Origin of the sequence: Flavobacterium johnsoniae, assembly GCF_001879205.1 — a bacterium.
Classification (GTDB): domain Bacteria; phylum Bacteroidota; class Bacteroidia; order Flavobacteriales; family Flavobacteriaceae; genus Flavobacterium; species Flavobacterium johnsoniae_A.
In genome coordinates this window covers 491,488-512,310 of record NZ_MLFK01000007.1, presented here as the reverse complement: position 1 = coordinate 512,310, position 20,823 = coordinate 491,488, and the positions used below count along the sequence as shown (strand labels likewise).

20 protein-coding genes are annotated in these 20,823 nt (G+C 34.2%); 7 read left to right on the top strand and 13 right to left on the bottom strand.

Annotated elements, in window-relative coordinates; all coding sequences use genetic code 11:
- Positions 1-36 precede the first annotated feature (36 nt).
- Complete coding sequence (locus BKM63_RS13820; RefSeq protein ID WP_071637150.1) at positions 37-807, bottom strand: hypothetical protein; 771 nt, start codon at positions 805-807, stop codon at positions 37-39.
- 157 nt (positions 808-964) lie between these two features.
- On the opposite strand from BKM63_RS13820, the gene BKM63_RS13815 reads away from it, so the two are divergent.
- Entirely contained in the window at positions 965-1,471 is a 507-nt protein-coding gene (locus tag BKM63_RS13815; RefSeq protein ID WP_071637149.1) for a GNAT family N-acetyltransferase, read from the top strand.
- 111 nt (positions 1,472-1,582) lie between these two features.
- Positions 1,583-2,080 (top strand): HutD family protein, encoded by a 498-nt coding sequence (locus BKM63_RS13810; RefSeq protein WP_083572229.1) that lies wholly within the window; start codon positions 1,583-1,585, stop codon positions 2,078-2,080.
- 302 nt (positions 2,081-2,382) lie between these two features.
- Here the strand turns inward: BKM63_RS13810 and BKM63_RS13805 are convergent, their stop codons facing one another.
- A complete protein-coding gene (locus BKM63_RS13805) occupies positions 2,383-2,952 on the bottom strand; it encodes a Crp/Fnr family transcriptional regulator (protein WP_071637148.1) in 570 nt (189 codons plus the stop codon).
- A gap of 239 nt (positions 2,953-3,191) precedes the next feature.
- On the opposite strand from BKM63_RS13805, the gene BKM63_RS13800 reads away from it, so the two are divergent.
- On the top strand, positions 3,192-4,298 hold the full coding sequence (locus tag BKM63_RS13800; protein WP_071637147.1) for a pectate lyase family protein: 1,107 nt from the start codon (positions 3,192-3,194) through the stop codon (positions 4,296-4,298).
- Positions 4,299-4,544: 246 nt separating this feature from the next.
- Here the strand turns inward: BKM63_RS13800 and BKM63_RS13795 are convergent, their stop codons facing one another.
- The 3 genes from BKM63_RS13795 to BKM63_RS13785 form a co-directional block, all read right to left on the bottom strand.
- Positions 4,545-4,928, bottom strand: a complete 384-nt coding sequence (locus BKM63_RS13795; RefSeq protein WP_071637146.1) for a DUF3037 domain-containing protein — start codon at positions 4,926-4,928, stop codon at positions 4,545-4,547.
- Positions 4,918-5,700 (bottom strand): HipA family kinase, encoded by a 783-nt coding sequence (locus tag BKM63_RS13790; RefSeq protein WP_071637145.1) that lies wholly within the window; start codon positions 5,698-5,700, stop codon positions 4,918-4,920. The genes BKM63_RS13795 and BKM63_RS13790 overlap by 11 nt, the downstream gene beginning before the upstream one ends.
- A 167-nt stretch (positions 5,701-5,867) precedes the next feature.
- Positions 5,868-6,719: an NAD(P)H-hydrate dehydratase gene (locus tag BKM63_RS13785; protein WP_071637144.1), complete on the bottom strand. Its 852-nt coding sequence runs from the start codon at positions 6,717-6,719 to the stop codon at positions 5,868-5,870.
- 234 nt (positions 6,720-6,953) lie between these two features.
- Here BKM63_RS13785 and gcvT point away from each other — a divergent pair, with 234 nt between their 5' ends.
- The 3 genes from gcvT to BKM63_RS13770 all read left to right on the top strand — a co-directional run bounded on the left by gcvT (position 6,954) and on the right by BKM63_RS13770 (position 11,183).
- A complete protein-coding gene (gene gcvT / locus BKM63_RS13780) occupies positions 6,954-8,036 on the top strand; it encodes a glycine cleavage system aminomethyltransferase GcvT (RefSeq protein WP_071637143.1) in 1,083 nt (360 codons plus the stop codon).
- A gap of 155 nt (positions 8,037-8,191) precedes the next feature.
- The gene (locus BKM63_RS13775; RefSeq protein ID WP_071637142.1) at positions 8,192-10,222 is read left to right on the top strand and encodes a S41 family peptidase; all 2,031 of its coding nucleotides are present in this window, start codon (positions 8,192-8,194) and stop codon (positions 10,220-10,222) included.
- 247 nt (positions 10,223-10,469) lie between these two features.
- Positions 10,470-11,183 carry a YebC/PmpR family DNA-binding transcriptional regulator gene (locus BKM63_RS13770; protein ID WP_026729302.1) on the top strand — a complete coding sequence of 238 codons (714 nt, stop codon included), beginning with the start codon at positions 10,470-10,472 and terminating at the stop codon, positions 11,181-11,183.
- A 318-nt stretch (positions 11,184-11,501) separates the two neighbouring features.
- On the opposite strand, the gene BKM63_RS13765 is transcribed toward BKM63_RS13770, so the two are convergent.
- The 4 genes from BKM63_RS13765 to BKM63_RS13750 all read right to left on the bottom strand — a co-directional run bounded on the left by BKM63_RS13765 (position 11,502) and on the right by BKM63_RS13750 (position 17,157).
- On the bottom strand, positions 11,502-12,398 hold the full coding sequence (locus tag BKM63_RS13765; RefSeq protein ID WP_071637141.1) for a LamG domain-containing protein: 897 nt from the start codon (positions 12,396-12,398) through the stop codon (positions 11,502-11,504).
- Positions 12,399-12,719: 321 nt separating this feature from the next.
- Positions 12,720-13,637 carry a LamG domain-containing protein gene (locus tag BKM63_RS13760; RefSeq protein ID WP_071637140.1) on the bottom strand — a complete coding sequence of 306 codons (918 nt, stop codon included), beginning with the start codon at positions 13,635-13,637 and terminating at the stop codon, positions 12,720-12,722.
- 348 nt (positions 13,638-13,985) lie between these two features.
- Positions 13,986-15,026: a PLP-dependent cysteine synthase family protein gene (locus BKM63_RS13755; RefSeq protein ID WP_071637372.1), complete on the bottom strand. Its 1,041-nt coding sequence runs from the start codon at positions 15,024-15,026 to the stop codon at positions 13,986-13,988.
- Positions 15,027-15,096: 70 nt separating this feature from the next.
- Complete coding sequence (locus tag BKM63_RS13750) at positions 15,097-17,157, bottom strand: S9 family peptidase (protein WP_071637139.1); 2,061 nt, start codon at positions 17,155-17,157, stop codon at positions 15,097-15,099.
- Between the two features lie 149 nt (positions 17,158-17,306).
- On the opposite strand from BKM63_RS13750, the gene BKM63_RS13745 reads away from it, so the two are divergent.
- On the top strand, positions 17,307-17,627 hold the full coding sequence (locus BKM63_RS13745; protein ID WP_071637138.1) for a YbaB/EbfC family nucleoid-associated protein: 321 nt from the start codon (positions 17,307-17,309) through the stop codon (positions 17,625-17,627).
- 172 nt (positions 17,628-17,799) lie between these two features.
- Here BKM63_RS13745 and BKM63_RS13740 read toward each other — a convergent pair whose 3' ends face one another.
- From BKM63_RS13740 to BKM63_RS23645, 4 genes are all read right to left on the bottom strand, one after another.
- Positions 17,800-18,819 (bottom strand): threonine aldolase family protein, encoded by a 1,020-nt coding sequence (locus BKM63_RS13740; protein ID WP_071637137.1) that lies wholly within the window; start codon positions 18,817-18,819, stop codon positions 17,800-17,802.
- 285 nt (positions 18,820-19,104) lie between these two features.
- Positions 19,105-19,860 carry an SDR family NAD(P)-dependent oxidoreductase gene (locus tag BKM63_RS13735; RefSeq protein WP_207539258.1) on the bottom strand — a complete coding sequence of 252 codons (756 nt, stop codon included), beginning with the start codon at positions 19,858-19,860 and terminating at the stop codon, positions 19,105-19,107.
- An 82-nt stretch (positions 19,861-19,942) separates the two neighbouring features.
- Positions 19,943-20,542, bottom strand: coding sequence for a helix-turn-helix domain-containing protein (locus BKM63_RS13730; RefSeq protein ID WP_071637135.1), 600 nt, complete (start codon positions 20,540-20,542; stop codon positions 19,943-19,945).
- 95 nt (positions 20,543-20,637) lie between these two features.
- Complete coding sequence (locus BKM63_RS23645) at positions 20,638-20,808, bottom strand: hypothetical protein (RefSeq protein ID WP_165608772.1); 171 nt, start codon at positions 20,806-20,808, stop codon at positions 20,638-20,640.
- Positions 20,809-20,823 lie beyond the last annotated feature (15 nt).

Genomic DNA, 20,823 nt, shown 5'->3' with positions numbered 1-20,823 from the left:
CAAGTAAATATTCTATTAATAATTATCAGAATATTTCTATTTCTTAGTCCCCACCAAATACAAAATCTTCGCAGGCCCGGATTTTACTTTTCCAACTTCCCAATTGAAATTTTCTTTATTGTTTAATTTAGAGATCAATTCGTTCATTTCTTCAACAGAATACGTTCTTAAAGAAGAAACTACACCATCCCACAAAACCAAAATCGGCACAATCGGAATTAGGTAGGTAAAAATAATTCTGCCCATTTTAAAAGGTCGGATAAAAGGCGTTGTCAATAAAACACTAATTGGCGAAAGAATCATGGCTATAATACTTGGAACACTTCTCTCCTGCCCTTCAAAAATAGCAATCGAACTATTACTGTCAATCGCATTCTGTAATATTTGCCGGGCATCTTTGGGTTTAAAATGATGAAAGGACAAAAATTGCGTTCGGAGTCCGTTGAGGTTTTCGGGAACGTTTCTGGCGTCCACTGCTGTCTTTACAAAATCGAAATTATTCGCTTGTTTTTGAGTATGTTCAAAAGCGGGAATATTGGGAAAATAATCCGTCAGCAGAATTTTTAAATCGGGATTGTTTTTTCGCAATTCGTTATTCAGCCAAATCAATCCACCGCCACCTCCCGAAGCAAGATCAATAATTTGATTGGTTTTGCTTTCTTTTAAAGCTTTTTCAATTACAGGAACAATTCCTTTGTACATGGCCGTTTTATTAGAAAGAAACTGCAAAAAGTCGGTCATGTAATTTCTAATGAATTCCGGAAGCCATTGCTGGTCTTCAAACTCGAATAAATGTATTCTGCCCATACCACTTAGTTTTCAAATGATTACAAATTTATTTAAATATTTACTTACATTTATTAAAATATCTTCTTTTTCATTCGCTGTCAAATTGTAATTTTACTGTCTTCTAAAAACTCAACCCTACATCTAACATTTTACAATTCAAATTTTACAAAATAATATGATTACAAAAGCATTACTCGAAGACATTCCGGCATTGGTAACTTTAATAAACTCGGCTTACAGAGGAGAAACCTCAAAAAAAGGCTGGACAACCGAAGCTCATTTACTAGAAGGAAAAAGAACCGACGAACAAGAAATGACTGAAATCTTTCTGGATCCAAAAAATACGATTCTGAAATTTACAGAAAATGACAAGATTATTGGTTCGGTTTTATTGGTTGAAAAAGGACATCAATTGTATTTAGGAATGCTGACGGTTTCTCCAGAACTTCAAAACAGCGGCATCGGGAAAAAGCTTTTGGCAGAAGCCGAAAATCAGGCTAAAGCTTTGGGATTATCGAGTATTATTATGACGGTAATTTCGGTTCGTGAAGAACTTGTGGCTTGGTACAAACGCCACGGTTATGCTGATACTGGAAAAAGAGAAGCTTTCCCGGAAAGTGAAATTCATGTTACGATTTCTGATGTGCCTTTGGAGTTTATCTATTTGGAGAAAAGTATTTAAGTTTTTGTTTTGCCACGAAGGCACAAAGACGCAAAGTTTTTGACCCTATAAGTGAAAAGCAAGTTTGAAGATGTATCTGGAAATTTGAAATCATATTAAAATATTCAATAAATGAACATAATTCTTTTCCCTAAAAAAGATACTAAACCCTCTATTTGGAGCGGCGGATTGACTTATGAATATATGATCTATCCCAAAATGGCAAATTATGCCGATAGAGATTTTGTGTTTAGAATAAGCAGTGCTACAATAGAGGAAGTGCCTTCAGAATTTACCCAATTTAAAGGCTATTACCGATATTTGGTAATGCTTGATAACGGTCTGGAGATTGAGATAAACAAAGAAAAAAAAGTATATCAGCAATATGAAATCATGGAATTTAATTCAGATGATGAAGTTACTTCTTTTACAAAAGGCATTGATTTTAATTGGATGATTTCTGAAAAAATAGCCCAGCATAAATTGGAAATAACAAACCGCAATCAGAAATGTAATGCTCAAATCCTAATTTTATTTTCTTTACATACAACAGTTATTAAAATTAATGAAAAGCCGTATGATTTAGAGCCTTATGATTGTTTATTGAAAATGAAGAAAAGGAAAATATAATGCTTCATTTTTCTAATGAATGTTTGTTTGGAATGTTGGATTTTTAATCGGAAAATTTATTTTTATTTGTTTCAGGTTTCAGGTTTAAACCGCAAAGTCCGCAAGGGTTTAAGCAATCCCGATAGCTATCGGGAACTAGATTTTTTTATAGTTTGACTTTTATAATCTCGCAAAGGCGCAGAGTCGCAAAGAAAAATAAACTTTGTGACTTCGCGACTTTACGAGATTTTTCTCAATATATAGATTAGACACTGCTCTAAGTCTCTACAGAAAACCTTTGCACCTTTGTACCTTTGTACCCCCTATACCTTTCTTTTAATTTTCGACAAAAACTCATGCGAGACGCCCAGATAAGACGAAAGATTCTTATTGTTTATCGTTTGGATTTTCTGCGGATAGCGTTCTCTAAAATCCAGATAACGTTGTTTTGAAGTTTTATTTAAAACGTCTAAAAGTCTTTGCTGGATTGCGATATTCGCACGCTCGATCATCAGAACATGAAACTGCATCAGTTTTGGAATTTCTGCAAATAATTGTGCTTTCTGAAGTTTGTTTATTACCAGAATTTCGCTGTCTTCAATTGCTTTAATGTTATAAGTGGTTGGTTTTTGATGGTAAAAACTTTCCAAATCACAAATCCATTCATCTTCAAAAGAGAAGAAAATAACGCTTTCGGTTCCGTTCTCGTTTAAAATATAGGTTTTAAACGAACCTTTTAAAATGAATCCCTCATAACTATTATTAGAATCCTGAATTTGCAAAAACTGATTTTTTTTGAGTTTAATCAGCTCTGCCTTTGAAACAATAATATTCCATTCTTCATCGGTTAATGGAACTTTTCGTTCGATGTTTTTTCGTAGTAGGTTGTACATGTTTGTTGTGGTTATTTTTTGTGGAAAATAATTTATGCAATTACTTCTCTATTCGGGGGTTAGAAAATGTAATCGATTACGTAAATATACTCCATTTATACATTTTTGTAAATCTACAACTGTTAAAAATGCACTTTTCGTAGAAATTTTTATAAAAGTTTGAACTTGTTCAACTTTTTTAACGGGATTTATAAGCAGATTTGTATTGTTAAAATATTTTATAAACCCAAACTTAAACTATGAAAATTAAAACAACATTTTCAGTGTTTCTTCTAACACTGGTACTTGGTTTTACAGCATGTAATACCGAGGAAACAATTACTCCACAAACAGAGGGTACAATTGCAGAAGAAATAGTTTCATCAGGAAACTCAACTGCCAAAATTGGAAATTGCGCCGAGGTTCCCGGCTGGGCTTCACAAAATGGAGGTACTACAGGAGGCGGTTCTGCTGCCGAAACAACTGTTACAACGTATGCTCAACTGAAATCGGCTATCGAGAACAGTTCTGTAAAAGTTATCAAAGTTTCCGGAACTATTACCATTACAACAAGATTGTCTTTTCAGGATCAAACTGGAAAAACGATTTACGGAGCAAATGGTGCCAAACTGGTTTCTACAAATCAAACTAAAGATGCTTCTGGAATTATCAACATTAAAAGATGTAAAAACATCATAATTAGAAATCTAATTTTTGAAGGTCCTGGTGCTTACGATACTGATGGCTGGGATAATGCCATCTTAGATGAATGTACTAATGTTTGGGTAGACCACTGCGAATTTAGAGATGGTGTTGACGGAAACTTCGATATCAAAAATAAATCAGATTATATTTCGGTTACCTATTCTAAATTCCATTACCTAAAACCACCAAAAGCAGGAGGATCAGGAGGATCAGATGATCACCGATATTCGAACTTAATTGGTTCAAGCGACGGTGCAACGGGTGACCGCGGCAAGTTAAGAATCACTTTTGCAAGATGCTGGTGGGCTCCGGGCTGTAAAGAAAGAATGCCAAGGGTTCGTTTTGGAAAAGTACATTTATTAAACAATTTCTTCAACAGTACGGTAAGCAATAAATGCGTTGCAGCAGGTTTTGAAGCTGATATTAGAGTAGAAAGCAACGTTTTTGAAGGTGTAAAAACACCTATCGATTTAATGACAGGTTATACTGCCGTAACTGCAGTTGACAATGTTTTCACAAATACTACAGGAAATCAAGCCGGAAGCGGTACTGCATTTACTCCTCCCTATACAATCGTAAAATTAAATAAAACTGCTGTTAAAGCTGATGTTTCTGCAAATGCAGGAGCAACTTTAGGCGGTAATATCTGCGGATCATTTTAAAAACCTGAGTTAGTTTAGTTTTTATTTTTAAAACCATATAAGAAATATAAGTGATTTTAAGTTTTGAGCTTAAGTTGTTTTATAGTTCTTATGTGGTTTTTTATTTAAACGCAAAGAGCGCTAGTTTTTTTATCTGCAAGACTTAATACAACCGCAAAGTTCGCAAAGTTTTTTAGGTAAAACTTTGCGAACTTTGCGGTTAAAAAAACCTTTGCCGCTTTGACTCTGTCCTTCTGAACCTTTCCTCTAAAGAACCAATTCTTCAAACAGCCTCTGAATCGTTTTCTCCAAATCCTGACACAAACCCGGATGGGGTCTTGAGGTTTGAATTGCCGAACTCCTGATTGCGGTTAACCAGCGAAAACGCTCTGGAATCTCAAATTCAGCAATTGGACCTCCGTCTTTGGCTCCGTTTGTAATTTTTTCCAGTGAAGTTAGATTACATTCTAATTGTTCAATGTCGAAATCCGTTGAAAGGGCCTGGATTTTTTCTTTATTGAGATGGAAAAGTACTTTAATAAATTTGGCTTTTTTGCAAAACAAAATGATTCCGATATTCAGGAATTCTTCGCGCTCTACCCTCGGCACAACACGAATCACAGCATATTCGTATAAGTGATTATCTTGCATTTTGAGCTTGGTTTACAAAGATTTCGGAATTATTTAATCGGGTTTGCAGGAATTGCAAATATATATTTCGAAGGCCTTCCGGCGTTTCATCAGTATCTTCCCACTGCAGCCAGTCCAGCGGAATTGTGTTTACGATTTCTTCTAAAATTTCCGGAGTTAAAAGCGCTTTAAATTCGGCATCAACTTCTTTTAAAAGTGAAGCCTGAGGCAGTAAAACGTGGTCTTTTATTAATGCAAACGGACTTTTGGCATGTTGTTCCCAGTTGTTCCAGGAATGATGAAAATACAAACACGCACCGTGATCTATCAGCCATAATTCTTTATGCCAGATCAGCATATTGGTATTTTTGAAAGTTCGGTCGACATTGGTTATATATGCATCCAGCCACACAATCTGTGAGGCTAATTTAGCATCAACAGTAGTTACCACGGGATCAAAAGTTATGGCTCCAGACAAGAAATGCAGTGCCAGATTCAATCCCTGACTTCCCTGCAATAAATCCTGAATTTCTTCATCGGCCTCTGTTCTTCCAAAGGCTTCGTCGAGATTGGCAAATACCAATTCCGGAAGCTGAAGTTTTAAAGCTTTTGCTATTTGTCCGCCTACTAATTCGGCTATAAGGGCTTTTACGCCGTGTCCGGCACCTCTAAATTTTAATACATATTTAAAATCGTCATCGGCTTCTGCCAAAGCGGGTAAAGAGCCACCTTCGCGCAATGGCGTGATGTAACGGGTAACATTTACCGTTCTGAGATCGAAGTTGTTTTTCATTTTTTTAAAGATTCAAAGATGCTAAGGAACTGAGTTGCTAAGTTTCTAATCTTTGACATTACAAACTTACGTTTTTTTTGATTTTAGATTGAGAAGGTAGATTTTAGATTTTTTCTTATTTTGTGTCATCCTCGTACCTCTTCGACTTCGCTCAGGGTGACAAACGTTTAATAATTATCTAATTCTAAAAAAGCCTTTCCTAAATACTTAATAATTGTAGAAGCCGTAAAAGATTCATATCCGGTTTTGGGCAAAGCAATGTCGGCGGTTAATCCGTGGAGGAAAACGCCAAGTTTTGAGGCATATTTGGGTTCGTAACCTTGTGCCAACAGACTGGTCAGGATTCCGGTTAAGACGTCTCCGCTTCCTGCTGTGGCAAGAGCGGCGTTTCCGGTTGTATTTTCGTAGACCGAAGTTCTGTTGATGATAAATGTTGGTGCGCCTTTCATGACGATAATGACTTTATATTTCTCTGAAAAAGCGATTGTTTTTTGAAATTTTTCAGATTCTGAATTCCATTTGCCAATTAAGCGTTCGAGTTCTTTAGGATGAGGTGTTAAGATGGTATCTTCAGGAACTAATTCTAACCAGGATTGGTTTTCTGCTAAAATATTCAGTGCATCTGCATCCAAAACCAAAGGTGATTTGTTGATTCGTAAAAACTCGAATAGCGCTTTTTGTGTTCCCAGCTCCTTTCCTAGCCCCGGCCCTATTCCAATTGCCTGCGGCAGTATTGGCAAATGAATATTGGTTATAAAGTTTGTGTTTTCATCCGTAACGGTCATGACTTCGGGAATGGAGATTTGAAGGATTTGATACCCGCACTTTGGTATAAAAGTCGTCACAAGTCCGCAGCCAGATTTTAGACAGGATTTTGAGGCCAGAACGGCCGCACCTATTTTTCCATAGCTTCCGGCAATAATCACGGCGTGGCCTTGAGTTCCTTTGTGTGCTTTAGAATCTACAGGTTTGTATAGTTTTAGAATTTCTTCTTTAGTGATTAAATATGGAGATTTCATGTGGCTTCTTTATATCAATTAAAGTTACATAAAAAATTGAAAGCACGAATCTTTCTTTTGAACGGTCATTACTAGCCCCGGGAGGAGCGGCATCCTTTTGCTTTTTTCTTTAAAAAGCAAAAGATATAGCGGATCACGGGAAATAGCTGCTAATCATTGCGAAATTTATAATTTAGAGTGTCCTTTTTCGATATTTTTTAAATAAATTTGCGACTCAATTTATAAAACAACACAATGAAAAATACTGCGCTTACGCACATACATGAGAGTTTGGGAGCGAAAATGCTGCCTTTTGCAGGTTATAACATGCCTATTACATACGAAGGTGTAAATTTTGAACACGAAACGGTTCGTAATGGTGTGGGAGTTTTTGATGTTTCGCACATGGGTGAATTTTTGTTAACGGGTCCAAATGCTTTGGCTTTGATTCAAAAAGTTACTTCGAATGACGCTTCGACTTTGACAATTGGAAGAGCTCAATATTCTTGTCTGCCAAATAATGAAGGCGGAATTGTAGACGATTTGATTGTGTATAAAATGAAAGAAGAAGAGTATTTACTTGTCGTAAATGCTTCGAATATTGAAAAAGACTGGAACTGGATTTCATCTCACAATGATTTGGGTGTTGATATGAAAAACCTTTCTGATGAGTATTCTTTATTGGCAATTCAGGGGCCAAAAGCAGTTGAGGCTATGCAGGCTTTAACTTCTATTGATTTGGCTGCGATTACATATTATCATTTTGAAGTGGCTGATTTTGCCGGATTCAACGATGTAATTATTTCTGCAACTGGCTATACTGGTTCTGGAGGATTTGAAATTTACTGCAAAAATGCTGATGCCGAAGCAATTTGGAATAAAGTTTTTGAAGCTGGTGCAGCTTTTGGCATTAAACCAATTGGCCTTGCTGCACGTGATACTTTACGTTTAGAAATGGGATTCTGTTTGTACGGAAATGACATTAACGATACGACTTCTCCGCTTGAAGCCGGTTTAGGATGGATCACTAAGTTTACTAAAGATTTTACCAATTCTGAAGCTCTTAAAAAACAAAAAGAGGAAGGTGTTTCGAGAAAATTAGTTGCTTTTGAAATGCAGGAACGCGCGGTGCCAAGACATGATTACGAAATTGTCAATGCTTCGGGCGAGGTAATTGGAATTGTAACTTCTGGTACAATGTCGCCTTCTATGAATAAAGGAATTGGTTTAGGATACGTAACAGTTGCAAACAGCGCTGTAGACAGCGATATTTTTATTAGAATCAGAAAAAACGATGTTGCTGCAAAAGTGGTAAAATTACCTTTTTACAAAAAATAGTTTTTTACTTCATCATTATCATAATGCATTACAAGTCAAATTGTAATGCATTTTTTATTTCCGATACTTATTTATCTGTAAGATTTTTTAGAAATAATATAAACTGGTATCAAAAAATTACCGTAACTTTAATTTAGATGTAAGCATTAAACTTTATGAGAAAATTTTGGCCGCTATTTTTATTGTTTACCACTGTACTATTTAGTCAAAATAGCGCCGAAACATGCGAAATTCTGAACAAGATAAATTCTGTTATTCAAACAGAACATTTAAGACCTAAGCCAGTTGATGACAGTCTATCGGTTTTTGTTTTTGATAATTTAATGAACGAATTGGATCCTTCGCGAAATATTTTCTTTAAAAGCGAATATGATGAAATGGCCTCTAAATATCGTTTTAAATTAGACGACTTAATACTACAAAATGACTGCAGTTTTTTGACTGACATTACAGTTAAATATATAAACGGTTTAATTAGAACAAAACAAGTCTTAGAAAAAATTCAGTCTACTGCTTTTGATTATACCAAGAAAGATACCATCCGGTTTTATAAAAAATCTTTTCCTTTTTATTTAAAGAAAGAAGACCTCGAAAAAGTGTGGCGTAAAAAACTACGTTATCAAATTCTGGATGACATAGCCGAAGTCAGTAATAATTTAGATTCTATTAAGGCGAATTATAATTCGATCGAAGCCAGATCAAGAAAACTGATTATTTCAAATGAAATCTGCCGTATAAGTACTTTATTAGAAACTAAAACGAAGCAGGACGAAAACTTGTATAATTTCTTTTGTACTTATTTTGATCCGCATACGGCTTATTTTAGCAATGATTCTAAATCGAGCTTTGTTGCTTCTTTATCCAAAGAGCATTTGTCTCTGGGAATGACGGTAAACCTCAACGAAAAAAATGAGATTATTGTACACGAGATCGATCCTAACGGGCCTGCGTATCAAACGGGGCAAATAAAAAAGGGCGATCAGATTATTTCGGTTTCAAACCAAAAAGAAACACTTCAGGTTTCTTGTGCTTCATTAGAATCCATTTCTAGTATGATTTTATCTGAAGCCAATAAAAGTTTAACTCTTACGCTGAAAAGAAACTCAGGTAAAAGTTTTGACGTTTTTATCGAAAAGCAGGTGATGAAAGATGAAGAGAATTCGGTTTTTAGTTTCATTATCGGTAAGGAAAGTAAAATTGGATACATAAAAATTCCTAGTTTCTATGCAGATTTAGACGGAAACAGCAGAAAAGGCTGTGCCGATGATGTTGCCCGAGAAGTTATTAAACTCGAAAGAGATAACATAAAAGGTTTGGTTATTGATTTAATTGACAATGGCGGCGGTTCGATGGAAGAAGCGATAAAACTGGCCGGAATGTTTGTAGATTATGGTCCAATTTCGGTTGTGATCGATCATGCAAAAGAGAAATCGGTTATAAACGACCCATATAAAGGATTGATTTACAGAGGCCCGATTGTGGTTTTGGTAAACAGTAACACCGCTTCTGCAAGTGAATTTTTCTCTTCTATAATGCAGGATTATAATCGTGCGCTATTGTTAGGAAGCAGTACACTCGGAAAAGCTACCATGCAGACGATTCTTTCGCTTGACGAAAACAAGGACACCGATTTTTTAAAAATTACTATTAATAAATTCTATCGTGTTACGGGTAAAAGCCATCAATATATTGGCGTAACTCCTGATGTTGTACTGCCGGAATTTTATGAAGATGTATATCAAAAAGAAAGTGATTTCCCTACGGCAATTAAAAACGACAGCATAGAACCTTTCCTAAAATACAGAACCTATGTAAAAAGAAGTTTGATTGATAAATTAGCTAAAAACAGCACCCTAAGACTTGCTGATAACTACTACTTTAACGACATTAAAAAGATCAATCAAAAAATAGATCAATTGGTAAATACTCCAAAAGCCGAAATTCCGATGACCTTGGAAGCTGTTTTTAAACAAAAAAAGATTGTGAATTCACTTTGGACAGAAATCAATACGTTTAATGATGAAAATAACCCACTGGACGTATACAATTCTTCTGTAAATCAGTTTTTACTGGGAGCTTATCCAAACGATAAAACAATTAACCAATATCAAATGGATAACCTCAAGACAAATCCGTACTTAAACGAAGCGGTAAATATCATTAACGACTTTAATGGAGCGAAGTAGAGATTTTAGATTTTAGATTTTAGATTTTAGATTTTTATCACTTTGTCAAAGTTTTCAACTTTGACAAAGTTAATTCCATATAAGCTTTGTGATCTTCTTTTTAAATAACTTATTATTGCCTTTTGCGTACTTTGCGTAATACTTTGCGTACTTTGCGGTTAAAATTTATGTACAAAAAAGAATAGAATTGATTTTGGATAAATAAGGAATAACCTTTATTTTTGCATCACAAAACTAAAAATTAGAAATGGGAAGAGCGTTCGAATTTAGAAAAGGAAGAAAAATGAAACGTTGGTCTGCAATGGCCAAAACATTTACCAGAATTGGTAAAGACATCGTTATGGCTGTTAAAGAAGGCGGTCCTAACCCTGACGCCAATTCTAGATTAAGAGCTGTTATACAAAACGCGAAAGCAGCTAACATGCCGAAAGACAATGTTGAGCGTGCCATAAAAAATGCAAGTAATAAAGATACTGCAAACTATAAAGAGATTTTATTTGAAGGTTATGCCCCTCACGGAATTGCAATTTTGATTGAAACTGCATCTGATAACAATAATAGAACAGTAGCAAACATTAGAAGTTATTTTAACAAATGCAACGGAACAATGGGAACTCAGGGTTCTGTTGAATTTATGTTTGATCATACTTGCAACTTCAGAATTGCAAATAATGGACTTGATGCTGAGGAATTAGAACTTGAACTAATTGATTTTGGTGCTGAGGAAGTTTTTGAAGATGAAGACGGAATTTTGATTTACGCGCCTTTTGGAAGCTTTGGTGCTTTGCAAAAAGAATTAGAAAACAGAGGTTTAGAAATTTTATCTTCTGGTTTTGAGCGTATTCCTCAAATTACAAAAGAATTAACCGAAGCTCAAATTGCCGACGTCGAAAAGCTAATTGAAAAAATTGAAGAAGATGATGACGTTATGAACGTTTATCATACTATGAAAGAGGAGTAATCTTTCTCTTTAATAAAACATAAAGCTCTAGATTTCTAGAGCTTTTTTTATTTTAAAAAACCTTGGAATACGATGTTATTAAAATCTCTACATTATGATATTCCTTATGATAAGAGAGAAAAATTTATGCGTTACATTCTTGAATAATTTTTATATCTTTCCAAAAATTAATAAATAAATCATGCAAACTTCGAAAATCACAAGATACGCCATAATATTACTAGTGGTTCTGTTCATAGTAATAAGCGTAATCAGCTAAAAAAACAAAAGCCTTCTGATATCATTTCAGAAGGCTTTTTGCTATAAAAAGTACATTTACTACTTTCCGGCTGGATTCGTAACTTTTATCAAATAAGTTCCTTCCGGTAAAGTCCCAATATTAGAAGCATTGATTCCTATCACTTTTTGACCCTGAGAAAAAACCTCAACATTTTTACCTCCTTTAATTTCACTTGACGATGAAGGCAAAACAACTGGTGCTGACGCTTTCGCTGGTAGAATTACCACCTTCTTTGGTGCATTTGAAACCGGCATTGTTTCAGTTACAACAGTCGCAGCTGGTTTCGAACTATTATAGGCTTCTTTAACCTGTTCGTCTGTCATGGCAACGGTATACAATCTCAGGTCGTCCACATCAGCATTGATACTGGTTGCAGTATTCAATTTACCCAGACTCAAAATATAACCTTTGGTTGAACGTACAATTCCATCTTCAGATTTTAATAATTCGCCATTGCGGTAAATTTTTGAAACATTTCCATCATAAGTAATGCTGTACATGTACCAGGTATCTTTTACAAGTGGCACCGAAACTACAACATCATTTCCATTTCCCCAGCCTGTAAGACTTGCTTCAGAGTTCCCGCCTGAGGAAACTTGCTGAGATAAACCAAAATATTGAGTATTAACAGCAGTTCCGTAACTCAAAATATAATTTGGAACCGTTACAGCATTAAATTTTACCCAAACAGAGAGTGTTCTGGGCTTATTTCCCTGCGGAAGATCTCCTACGACAGCCTGATAAGCTTTATTAGTAAGTCGTAAAGCTCCCTTAGCGCCTCCCATCCTGTCATTTACAAAAAGAGGAGTACCTAAAAAGGATATAGTTTTATCAGCACTATTCAAATTACCATTGAAATTAAATTCTTGAACAGGATTTTGTGCGTCAACATTAAAAAAACATACCAACATCAAAGCGAGTACTATTTTTTTCATATTTATAGAGTTTATCAGATATCTTGAGTTTAGAGCCATTTAATAGAACTTATACAAATCAAATTTACAATTCTAAATTTTGATTGCTTTTTTTTATAAATTTTGTTAAAATTATATTTTTAATTCAACTCTACCAAACAACTCTTACATGTAAATACAGAATTCTCACAAAATTAAAAATACAGTTTTGTAGTATCATTTGTGAATGAATACTATAAAAAAAGTCCTCTGAAACTCCAGAAGACTTTTTACTTTTCCAAAACCTGATTGCTACTAAAAAATATAAAAACTAACTAACTATTAAAAAAAATAAAGAATGCCTTATTTTGAAGTAATTTTCTTGCCTGGTGTATTTGTTATTTTCAGCAGATAAGTTCCTTCCGGAAGATCACTAATACGCATGGAATTATTCCCCAGCACCTTCTCTCCTTGCGAAAACACTTCAATATTTTTTGAACCTGCACTTACATCAGTATTTGTAATTATAGTATTTGATACTGCCGGTTTTACATTTGTTTTCGATTTTACAGTTCCTTTTACTGCTTTTGTCGAAACTGTTGTTTCTGCGATTGCCGAAATCAGCGGTTTTGAGCTATTATAAGACTCCGCAGCCTGTTCGTCTGTCAAAGCAACATCATAGATCTTTAAATCGTCTATATCAGCGTTTATACCCACTGTTGTATTTATTTCGCCTAATCTAAATATATTCCCTTTCGTGGAACGTTTTAATCCACTTATGTATTTTATCAATTCACCGTTTCTGAAAATTTTTGAAACTGTTCCGTCAAATGTAATCGTATAGTGATACCATATCCCTTTTGCCAAAGGCGTCGAAACTATCACGTCATTTGTTGCTCCCCAGCCTGCCAAACTTAGGTCTGAACTAGATGAGGTTGTTCCTTGCTGTAATAATCCAAAATATTGCGCATTATAAGCTGATCCATATCCCCAAACATAATTTGCCGAAGTAATATCATTAAACTTAATCCAGACACTTATTGTTCTGGCAGCATTGCCTTGCGGAAGATTATCTATTACAGCCTCTAATGCTTTATTATTTAATCTTTGTGCATTTCCTTCAACTCCGGCTCTATCAGTAACAAAGTCATTTGTTCCCATAAAAGAAGTCGTGTTGGCAATATTATTTAAAGTCCTATTGAAATTAAACTCCTGAATTGGATTTTGAGCAGCCACATTCAAATAACTTACAAACAGTAACGAGAGTAGTAATTTTTTCATAATAGTAGATTTAAGGGTTAAAACTAATTGTGTTAATTTTACACCGCTAATCTATGTTAATATGCTGTTCGTCGAAAATTTCTTCGGTAATCGACCTAAATAATCGTTAAAATAACCAAAATTGCTATTTTTTACCCTTAAACAGATTACTATACTTTAGCATTTTTTATTAAAATTATAAAATTACATCAAAGAAAAACTTGTTTTCCTACGTATAAATACGTTATTTTCAAACAAATCTAAATTTTTAACATTCCCTCATTATTATTTTAGGCTTCATAATTAATGGGAATAAAAAAACTCCATTCGCAGTACGAATGGAGTTCAGAATATTTTTAGATAAATCTCTTATTTTACAAATTCAATTTTTTGAGCTTCTTCTTCATTAACACTGTCAAAGAAACCTTGTTCGTTCATCCAGTCATCGCTGAATACTTTACTCATGTAGCGTGAACCATGATCAGGGAAAATCGCTATAATATTACTTTCTTTTGTAAACTCACCTTCTTCTGCATATTGTTTAATTGCCTGCATTACTGCTCCGGATGTATATCCAACAAATAAACCTTCTTTGCGAGTGATTTCCCTTGCGGAGTGTGCACTCTCTTCATCGGTCACTTTCATGAACTTATCGATGATATCAAAATCTGTAGCTGACGGAATTAAATTTTTACCTAATCCTTCGATACGATATGGATAAATTTCTTTGTTGTCAAACTCTCTAGTTTCGTGATATTTCTTCAATACTGATCCAAAAGCATCGACACCAAGAATTCTAATATTAGGGTTTTGCTCTTTTAAGAATTTTGCTGTTCCGGAAATTGTTCCTCCGGTTCCGCTGCAAGCAACAAGATGTGTAATTTTTCCTTTTGTTTGTTCCCAGATTTCGGGACCTGTGGTGTTGTAATGGGCATCAATATTTAGCTGGTTGAAATACTGATTAATGTAAACTGAGCCTTTTGTTTCCTCGTGTAATCGTTTTGCTACATTGTAATACGATCTTTCATCATCTGCAGAAACGTGAGCCGGACAGACATAAACTTTTGCGCCTAGACTTCTCAGCATGTCAATTTTATCTTTGGATGATTTTGAGCTTACGGCCAAAATACAATTATAACCCTTTATAATACTTACCATCGCTAAACTGAAACCTGTGTTACCCGATGTAGTCTCTATAATGGTATCGCCTGGTGATAATATTCCCTTTCTTTCGGCTTCTTCAATAATATATAACGCTATTCTATCTTTTGAGGAATGACCTGGATTAAAAGCTTCTACCTTTGCGTAGAAATTTCCTTCTAACTCTTCGGTGATTTTATTTAGCCTAATAAGTGGAGTGTTACCTATTAACTCTAAAACATTATTATAAGCGTTTATTTCTTCTTTCATAAAAAAATAGTTAATCAAAGGCATTTTTAAATAACCTTGATAGGTTGCAAATTTAACAAAAAATTTCTAATTAGCTTTTAATTTTTTCTAAATCTAATAAAAAACTAAATTCTTTTGCTAAGTCTTTTAAAGCCTCAAAACGTCCCGAAGCCCCGCCATGTCCGGCATCCATGTTGGTATCTAAAAACAAAACATTATTATTTGTTTTTAAGTCCCTTAACTTGGCAACCCACTTGGCTGGCTCCCAATATTGTACCTGAGAATCATGTAATCCTGTAGAAACGTACATATTAGGATATTTTTGCGCTTTTACATTGTCATAAGGTGAATACGACAACATATAATCGTAATATTTTTTATTATTTGGGTTTCCCCATTCGTCATATTCTCCAGTTGTAAGCGGAATACTGTCATCCAGCATTGTTGTAATAACATCTACAAAAGGCACCTGAGCAATTACGCCGTTATATAATTCTGGTGCTTCATTTACAATAACACCCATTAAAAGTCCTCCTGCAGATCCACCTTCAGCATAAAGATGTTCAGGCGAAGTATATTTCTCGTCTATTACAAATTTAGAGCAATCGATGAAATCTGTAAAGGTATTTTTCTTTTTTAACAGTTTTCCGTCTTCATACCATTGTCTTCCCAAATCCTCTCCTCCTCTAATGTGAGCGATCGCATAAACAAAACCGCGGTCTAACAACGAAAGTCGGGTTGACGAAAAATAAGTATCCATCGTAATTCCATATGAACCATAAGCATAAAGAAGCAGCGGATTTTTACCATTTTTCTGAAGTCCTTTCTTATAAATCATCGAAATTGGTACCTTTACTCCATCTCTGGCCGTTGCCCAAACACGTTCTTCTATATAGTTTTCTTTATCAAATTTTCCACCTAAAACCTGTTGCTCTTTTAAAATTTCTTTGGTTTTAGTTTTCATATTAAAATCAATGACTGATGATGGCGTTGCAAGCGATTGATAACTGTAACGCAAAATATCTGTATCAAAATCAATATTGGTTGTAGTGTACGCATTATACGTTTCGCTTCCAAATGGCAGATAATAATCCGGTTCTCCATTCCAAGGCATGATTCTGATATGATTCAACCCATTTGAGCGTTCTTCTACCACTAAATAGTTCTTGAAAATCTCAATATCTTCCAACAGGACATCTTCTCTATGCGGAATTAAATCAACCCAATTTTTTTTTCCGGTTTTATTCTCCGGGGTTTTCATCAATTTAAAATTGGTCGCTTTGTCTTTATTTGTCAAGATATAAAACGAATCTTCGTAATGCGAAATACTATATTCTAAACCACGCACACGAGGCTGAAAAACCTCAAATTCTCCGTCCGGATTGTCTGAATTTAAAATTCTATATTCTGTCGTTAAAGTGCTCCCTGAACTAATAACGATATACTTTCTTGATTTTTCTTTACTTACCGAAACATTAAAAGTATCATCAACTTCATTGTAAACCAATACATCGTCTTTTGAATCGGTATTTAATTTATGTCTGAAAATTTTATCAGCTCTTAAAGTAACTTCGTCCTGTTTTGTATAAAAAATAGTATTATTGTCGTTTGCCCAAACAGATCCGCCGGTTGCATTTTCTATTTTATCAGCAAGAATTTCTCCAGTTTCCAGATTTTTAATCTGAATCGTGTAAATTCTTCTTCCAACAAGATCAGTTCCAAAACTGGCAAATTTATTATCCGGACTAATACTTAAACCTCCTAATTTAAAGTAAGCATGGCCTTTTGCTAATTCATTGCAATTAAACAGAATTTCTTCATCTGCAGAAAGGCTTCCTTTTTTTCTGGCGAAAATGGGATAATCCTGACCGGTTTCAAAACGTGTAATATAGAAATAACCATTATAAAAATAAGGTACAGACGAGTCGTCTTCCTTAATTCTTCCTTTCATTTCCTCATATAAAGATTCTTGCAAATCCTTAGTATGGGCTGTCATTTTTTGGTAGTATTCGTTTTCTTTATTTAGATAATCGATAACTTCTGGATTTTCTCTGTCATTCAGCCAAAAATAATTATCGATTCTGGTTTCTTTGTGTTTCTTTAATGATTTTGGAATTTCTTTGGCCTTTGGAGCCAGTATATCGTTCTGCATTGATTTAATTAAGCATTAGGTTTTTAATTCGGAGACGCAAAAATACTACAATCACAATAGAACGAAATTAATTTTTTCATAAAATATTCTATTGTTATCATACAGCAATATACTAATTTTGTATGAAATAATTTAAAAATCAACAAAAAATGGATTTAATGGGAATGATGGGTAAACTTAAAGAAACCCAGCAAAAAATTGAAGATACAAAGAAACGCCTTGATACAGTTTTGATTGACGAACAAAGCGCTGATGGATTATTAAAAATTACGGTTACTGCAAATAGAAAAATAAAATCAGTCTCTATTGATGATTCTCTTTTAGAAGACAAAGAACAACTAGAAGACTATTTAGTTGTAACTCTTAACAAAGCTATCGAAAAAGCTACAAGTATTAATGAAAGAGAACTTGACGCCGTAGCCAAAATGGATATGCCGATGATTCCTGGAATGGATAATTTGTTTAAATAAGATACTAAGGCTCTAAGGTGCTGAGGTGCTGAGGTCTGTAATAACAAAAGTTCTAAAATAAAAAAAAGACGCACTTTTGTGCGTCTTTTTTTTATAAGCGAAGCAAAAACCTTAAAATCTTAGCAACTTAGAACCTCAGTAACTCAGCACCTTAGAGCCTTAGTAACTTTTCTTAAATCTTCGAAAGCATTTCAACTACATAGGTATGCATCACTTCTTTATAATCTAAATGTGTTACAATTCGAAGTTTGTTATGCCCAAGGGAACTTATTAAAATATTTTTTTGTTTTAATTTTTCTATCAAAAGCTGGTCGCTGTAACCTTCTGCCAATGAAAAGATTAAAATATTAGTTTCTACCGGTTCTACAGAAGCAATCCATGATTTAGTGCTTAAAATTACCCCTATTTCTTTAGCTCTGCGATGATCTTCTGCAAGACGTTCAATATTATTTGCCAAAGCGTACAATCCGGCGGCGGCCAAATAACCCACCTGACGCATTCCCCCGCCCAATATCTTCCTGATTCTCAACGCTCTATGAATATCAGCTTTACTTCCAAGTAAAACTGAACCAATTGGCGCACCCAATCCTTTAGACAAACAAACTGAAATAGTATCGAAAATCGCCCCAAATTCCTTCGGATTTTGTCTTTTTGCTACTAATGCATTCCAAATTCGGGCTCCATCTAAATGAAACTTCAAATTGTTAGCATCGCAGACTTTTTTTATCTCTCTTAAATCTTCTAATTCATAACAAGCACCACCGCCTTTATTGGTGGTATTTTCTACACAAACCAAACTCGTTAACGGACTATGATAAAACTCCGGATCATTTATTGCGGCCGCAACCTGAGCAGCATTTATCATACCACGATGCCCGTCTAATAAACAGCAGGAAACACCGCTGTTAAAAGAAACACCTCCTCCTTCATAATGATATACATGCGCATATTTATCAGCTATTAACTGTTCACCCGGCTGTGTGTGCAGTTTAATCGCAGTTTGATTTGCCATAGTTCCTGACGGAAAAAAAAGTCCAGCTTCCATACCAAAAAATTCGGCTACTCTTGTCTCTAATTCGATAACCGTAGGATCTTGTTTGTATACGTCGTCGCCAACTTGAGCGTTAAACATATACTGAAGCATCTCATAGGTAGGCTTGGTAATGGTATCGCTAATTAAATTTATCTCCATATAAAACTATATCTTTTTTGGACAGCAAAATTACGTATTACTGTTAGTTATTGATCGCAAGTTTTAATAAATTTTAACTTGTCAATTACTATACAACCAAATTAACGTAATATTTATAAAAAACATATAAAAATAGAATTAATAATTCAAAAAAATATTTACAATTTTAAGATGATATTCTTCATCCCTATCAAGAATTGTTAGTCCATACAGATTCAATGTTTTATAAAAAAAAAGAGTCTTTCAAATTCATGAAAAACTCTTTTTTTATCATTACCCTTAAAATTAATTTCTTCCAGCCATGACACCTCCGTCAACATCCCATACAGCTCCGGTCACCCAGGAAGCTTCATCAGATAATAGAAAACAAATCGTTTTTGCAATATCTTCAGGTTTTCCAACACGCCCAATAGGGTGAAAACTATTAAAGTCCTGCAAGGTTTCTTCTATTTTAGCTTCTTCAATAAATGAACCATAAATAGGCGTAACAACAACCGCGGGAGAAACTGCATTTACCCTGATATTAAAATCTGCCAGTTCCATTGCCAAATGCTGTGTTAAACTATGTAATCCTGCTTTTGCCATAGAATAGGCTGAAGACGGGGTTGCTTTTATAGCTTGTTTTGCCCACATTGAACCAATATTTACAATCGAGCCTCCTCCATTTTCTTTCATAATATTAACAGCAGACTGAGTGATAAAGAAAAAGCTTTTATTAAAGTTATGATAGACATCAAAATCTTGCCTTGTATGCTCTAAAAATGGTTTTGGACTAAAATATCCCGCTGCATTTATCAGATATTTTAAATTTGGAGCTATTGTTTTTAAAGAATTAGAAAAATCAACTGTTTGATTTTCATTTAATAAATCAAGTCCAGCCGTTTTTACAGTTCCAAAAGATTCTAATTCTTTCTTTGTTGTTTCTAAATTCTTATCGGCCCTGCCAACAATAATTACTTCTATGTTTTGCTGTAATAATAACATTGCAGAAGCTTTGCCCATTCCGGTCGTTCCGCCTAATATTAATGCTTGTGATTTCATCATTTTGTAGTTTAAATTAACAAGGCAAAATTCCCTTTATTTAATCATTTAAAATGGTAAAATCGAGGCATTAAATGGTATTTTAAAGAAATATCGAAGATTGAAATTCCTTTGGAGTAATTCCGGTGGCTTTCTTAAAGTATTTTGTAAAATAAGTCGGCTGATCAAAACCTAAATCATAGGCAATTTCCTGAATAGAGAATTTTCCGTTAGCCAATCTTCTTTTTGCTTCTAATATTTTAATCGAGGTAATAATATTGACTGGTGTATTTCCTAAATATTGTTTTACAACACTGGTAAGCTTTTTATTGTTGGTATGAAGCAGATTACTATAAAAATCGATATTATAAAAAGACTGCTTGTTTTTATACACTTCCTCTTTAAATGAGTAAGCCAGCTTAAAATCTAAATTCAAATTAAAATCAATTTTTGTTTCTTTACTTTTTAAACGCTCAATTAAGAAAAGTAAACTTGTAAAAACAGAATAAACTTCTTCTCTCATAAAAACATCATTTCCTTTTATTTCTTCTTCAATAAATTTACTAAAAACATCAAATCGTTCTATTTCGGATTCTGAAAGATTTAAACATGGTTTGCCTATTTCATTAAAAATAGATAATGAAAACCGCTCCAAAAATTCCGGATTAAACTGCGAAATAAAATAATCATTAAAATGAAACAAAACCCCTTCATTTATGGAATCTGTACAGAAATAATGAATTTGATTTGTATTGATAAAAAAAACTGTGTTTTCAGAATGATTAATGATTTCGTAGTCTACATAATGTCTTCCAGCATTTTTAAACCAAATAATTTGATAAAACTATGTCGATGAGGTACTACAGCATGGTCCAGATTTTTTAACAAATAAGGTTTTGCATCGTTTACTTCAAAATGCAATTTTGAAAAATCATTTTTATGAAGATCATATTTACTGAGATTATCCATAAACTATTCCTGAAG

Bases quoted from the DNA above. Each gene is read 5' to 3' on its own strand.
- BKM63_RS13820 (WP_071637150.1), bottom strand. From the start codon at position 807: ATGGGCAGAATACATTTATTCGAGTTTGAAGACCAGCAATGGCTTCCG.
- BKM63_RS13815 (WP_071637149.1), top strand. From the start codon at position 965: ATGATTACAAAAGCATTACTCGAAGACATTCCGGCATTGGTAACTTTA.
- BKM63_RS13810 (WP_083572229.1), top strand. From the start codon at position 1,583: ATGAACATAATTCTTTTCCCTAAAAAAGATACTAAACCCTCTATTTGG.
- BKM63_RS13805 (WP_071637148.1), bottom strand. From the start codon at position 2,952: ATGTACAACCTACTACGAAAAAACATCGAACGAAAAGTTCCATTAACC.
- BKM63_RS13800 (WP_071637147.1), top strand. From the start codon at position 3,192: ATGAAAATTAAAACAACATTTTCAGTGTTTCTTCTAACACTGGTACTT.
- BKM63_RS13795 (WP_071637146.1), bottom strand. From the start codon at position 4,928: ATGCAAGATAATCACTTATACGAATATGCTGTGATTCGTGTTGTGCCG.
- BKM63_RS13790 (WP_071637145.1), bottom strand. From the start codon at position 5,700: ATGAAAAACAACTTCGATCTCAGAACGGTAAATGTTACCCGTTACATC.
- BKM63_RS13785 (WP_071637144.1), bottom strand. From the start codon at position 6,719: ATGAAATCTCCATATTTAATCACTAAAGAAGAAATTCTAAAACTATAC.
- gcvT (WP_071637143.1), top strand. From the start codon at position 6,954: ATGAAAAATACTGCGCTTACGCACATACATGAGAGTTTGGGAGCGAAA.
- BKM63_RS13775 (WP_071637142.1), top strand. From the start codon at position 8,192: ATGAGAAAATTTTGGCCGCTATTTTTATTGTTTACCACTGTACTATTT.
- BKM63_RS13770 (WP_026729302.1), top strand. From the start codon at position 10,470: ATGGGAAGAGCGTTCGAATTTAGAAAAGGAAGAAAAATGAAACGTTGG.
- BKM63_RS13765 (WP_071637141.1), bottom strand. From the start codon at position 12,398: ATGAAAAAAATAGTACTCGCTTTGATGTTGGTATGTTTTTTTAATGTT.
- BKM63_RS13760 (WP_071637140.1), bottom strand. From the start codon at position 13,637: ATGAAAAAATTACTACTCTCGTTACTGTTTGTAAGTTATTTGAATGTG.
- BKM63_RS13755 (WP_071637372.1), bottom strand. From the start codon at position 15,026: ATGAAAGAAGAAATAAACGCTTATAATAATGTTTTAGAGTTAATAGGT.
- BKM63_RS13750 (WP_071637139.1), bottom strand. From the start codon at position 17,157: ATGCAGAACGATATACTGGCTCCAAAGGCCAAAGAAATTCCAAAATCA.
- BKM63_RS13745 (WP_071637138.1), top strand. From the start codon at position 17,307: ATGGATTTAATGGGAATGATGGGTAAACTTAAAGAAACCCAGCAAAAA.
- BKM63_RS13740 (WP_071637137.1), bottom strand. From the start codon at position 18,819: ATGGAGATAAATTTAATTAGCGATACCATTACCAAGCCTACCTATGAG.
- BKM63_RS13735 (WP_207539258.1), bottom strand. From the start codon at position 19,860: ATGAAATCACAAGCATTAATATTAGGCGGAACGACCGGAATGGGCAAA.
- BKM63_RS23645 (WP_165608772.1), bottom strand. From the start codon at position 20,808: ATGGATAATCTCAGTAAATATGATCTTCATAAAAATGATTTTTCAAAA.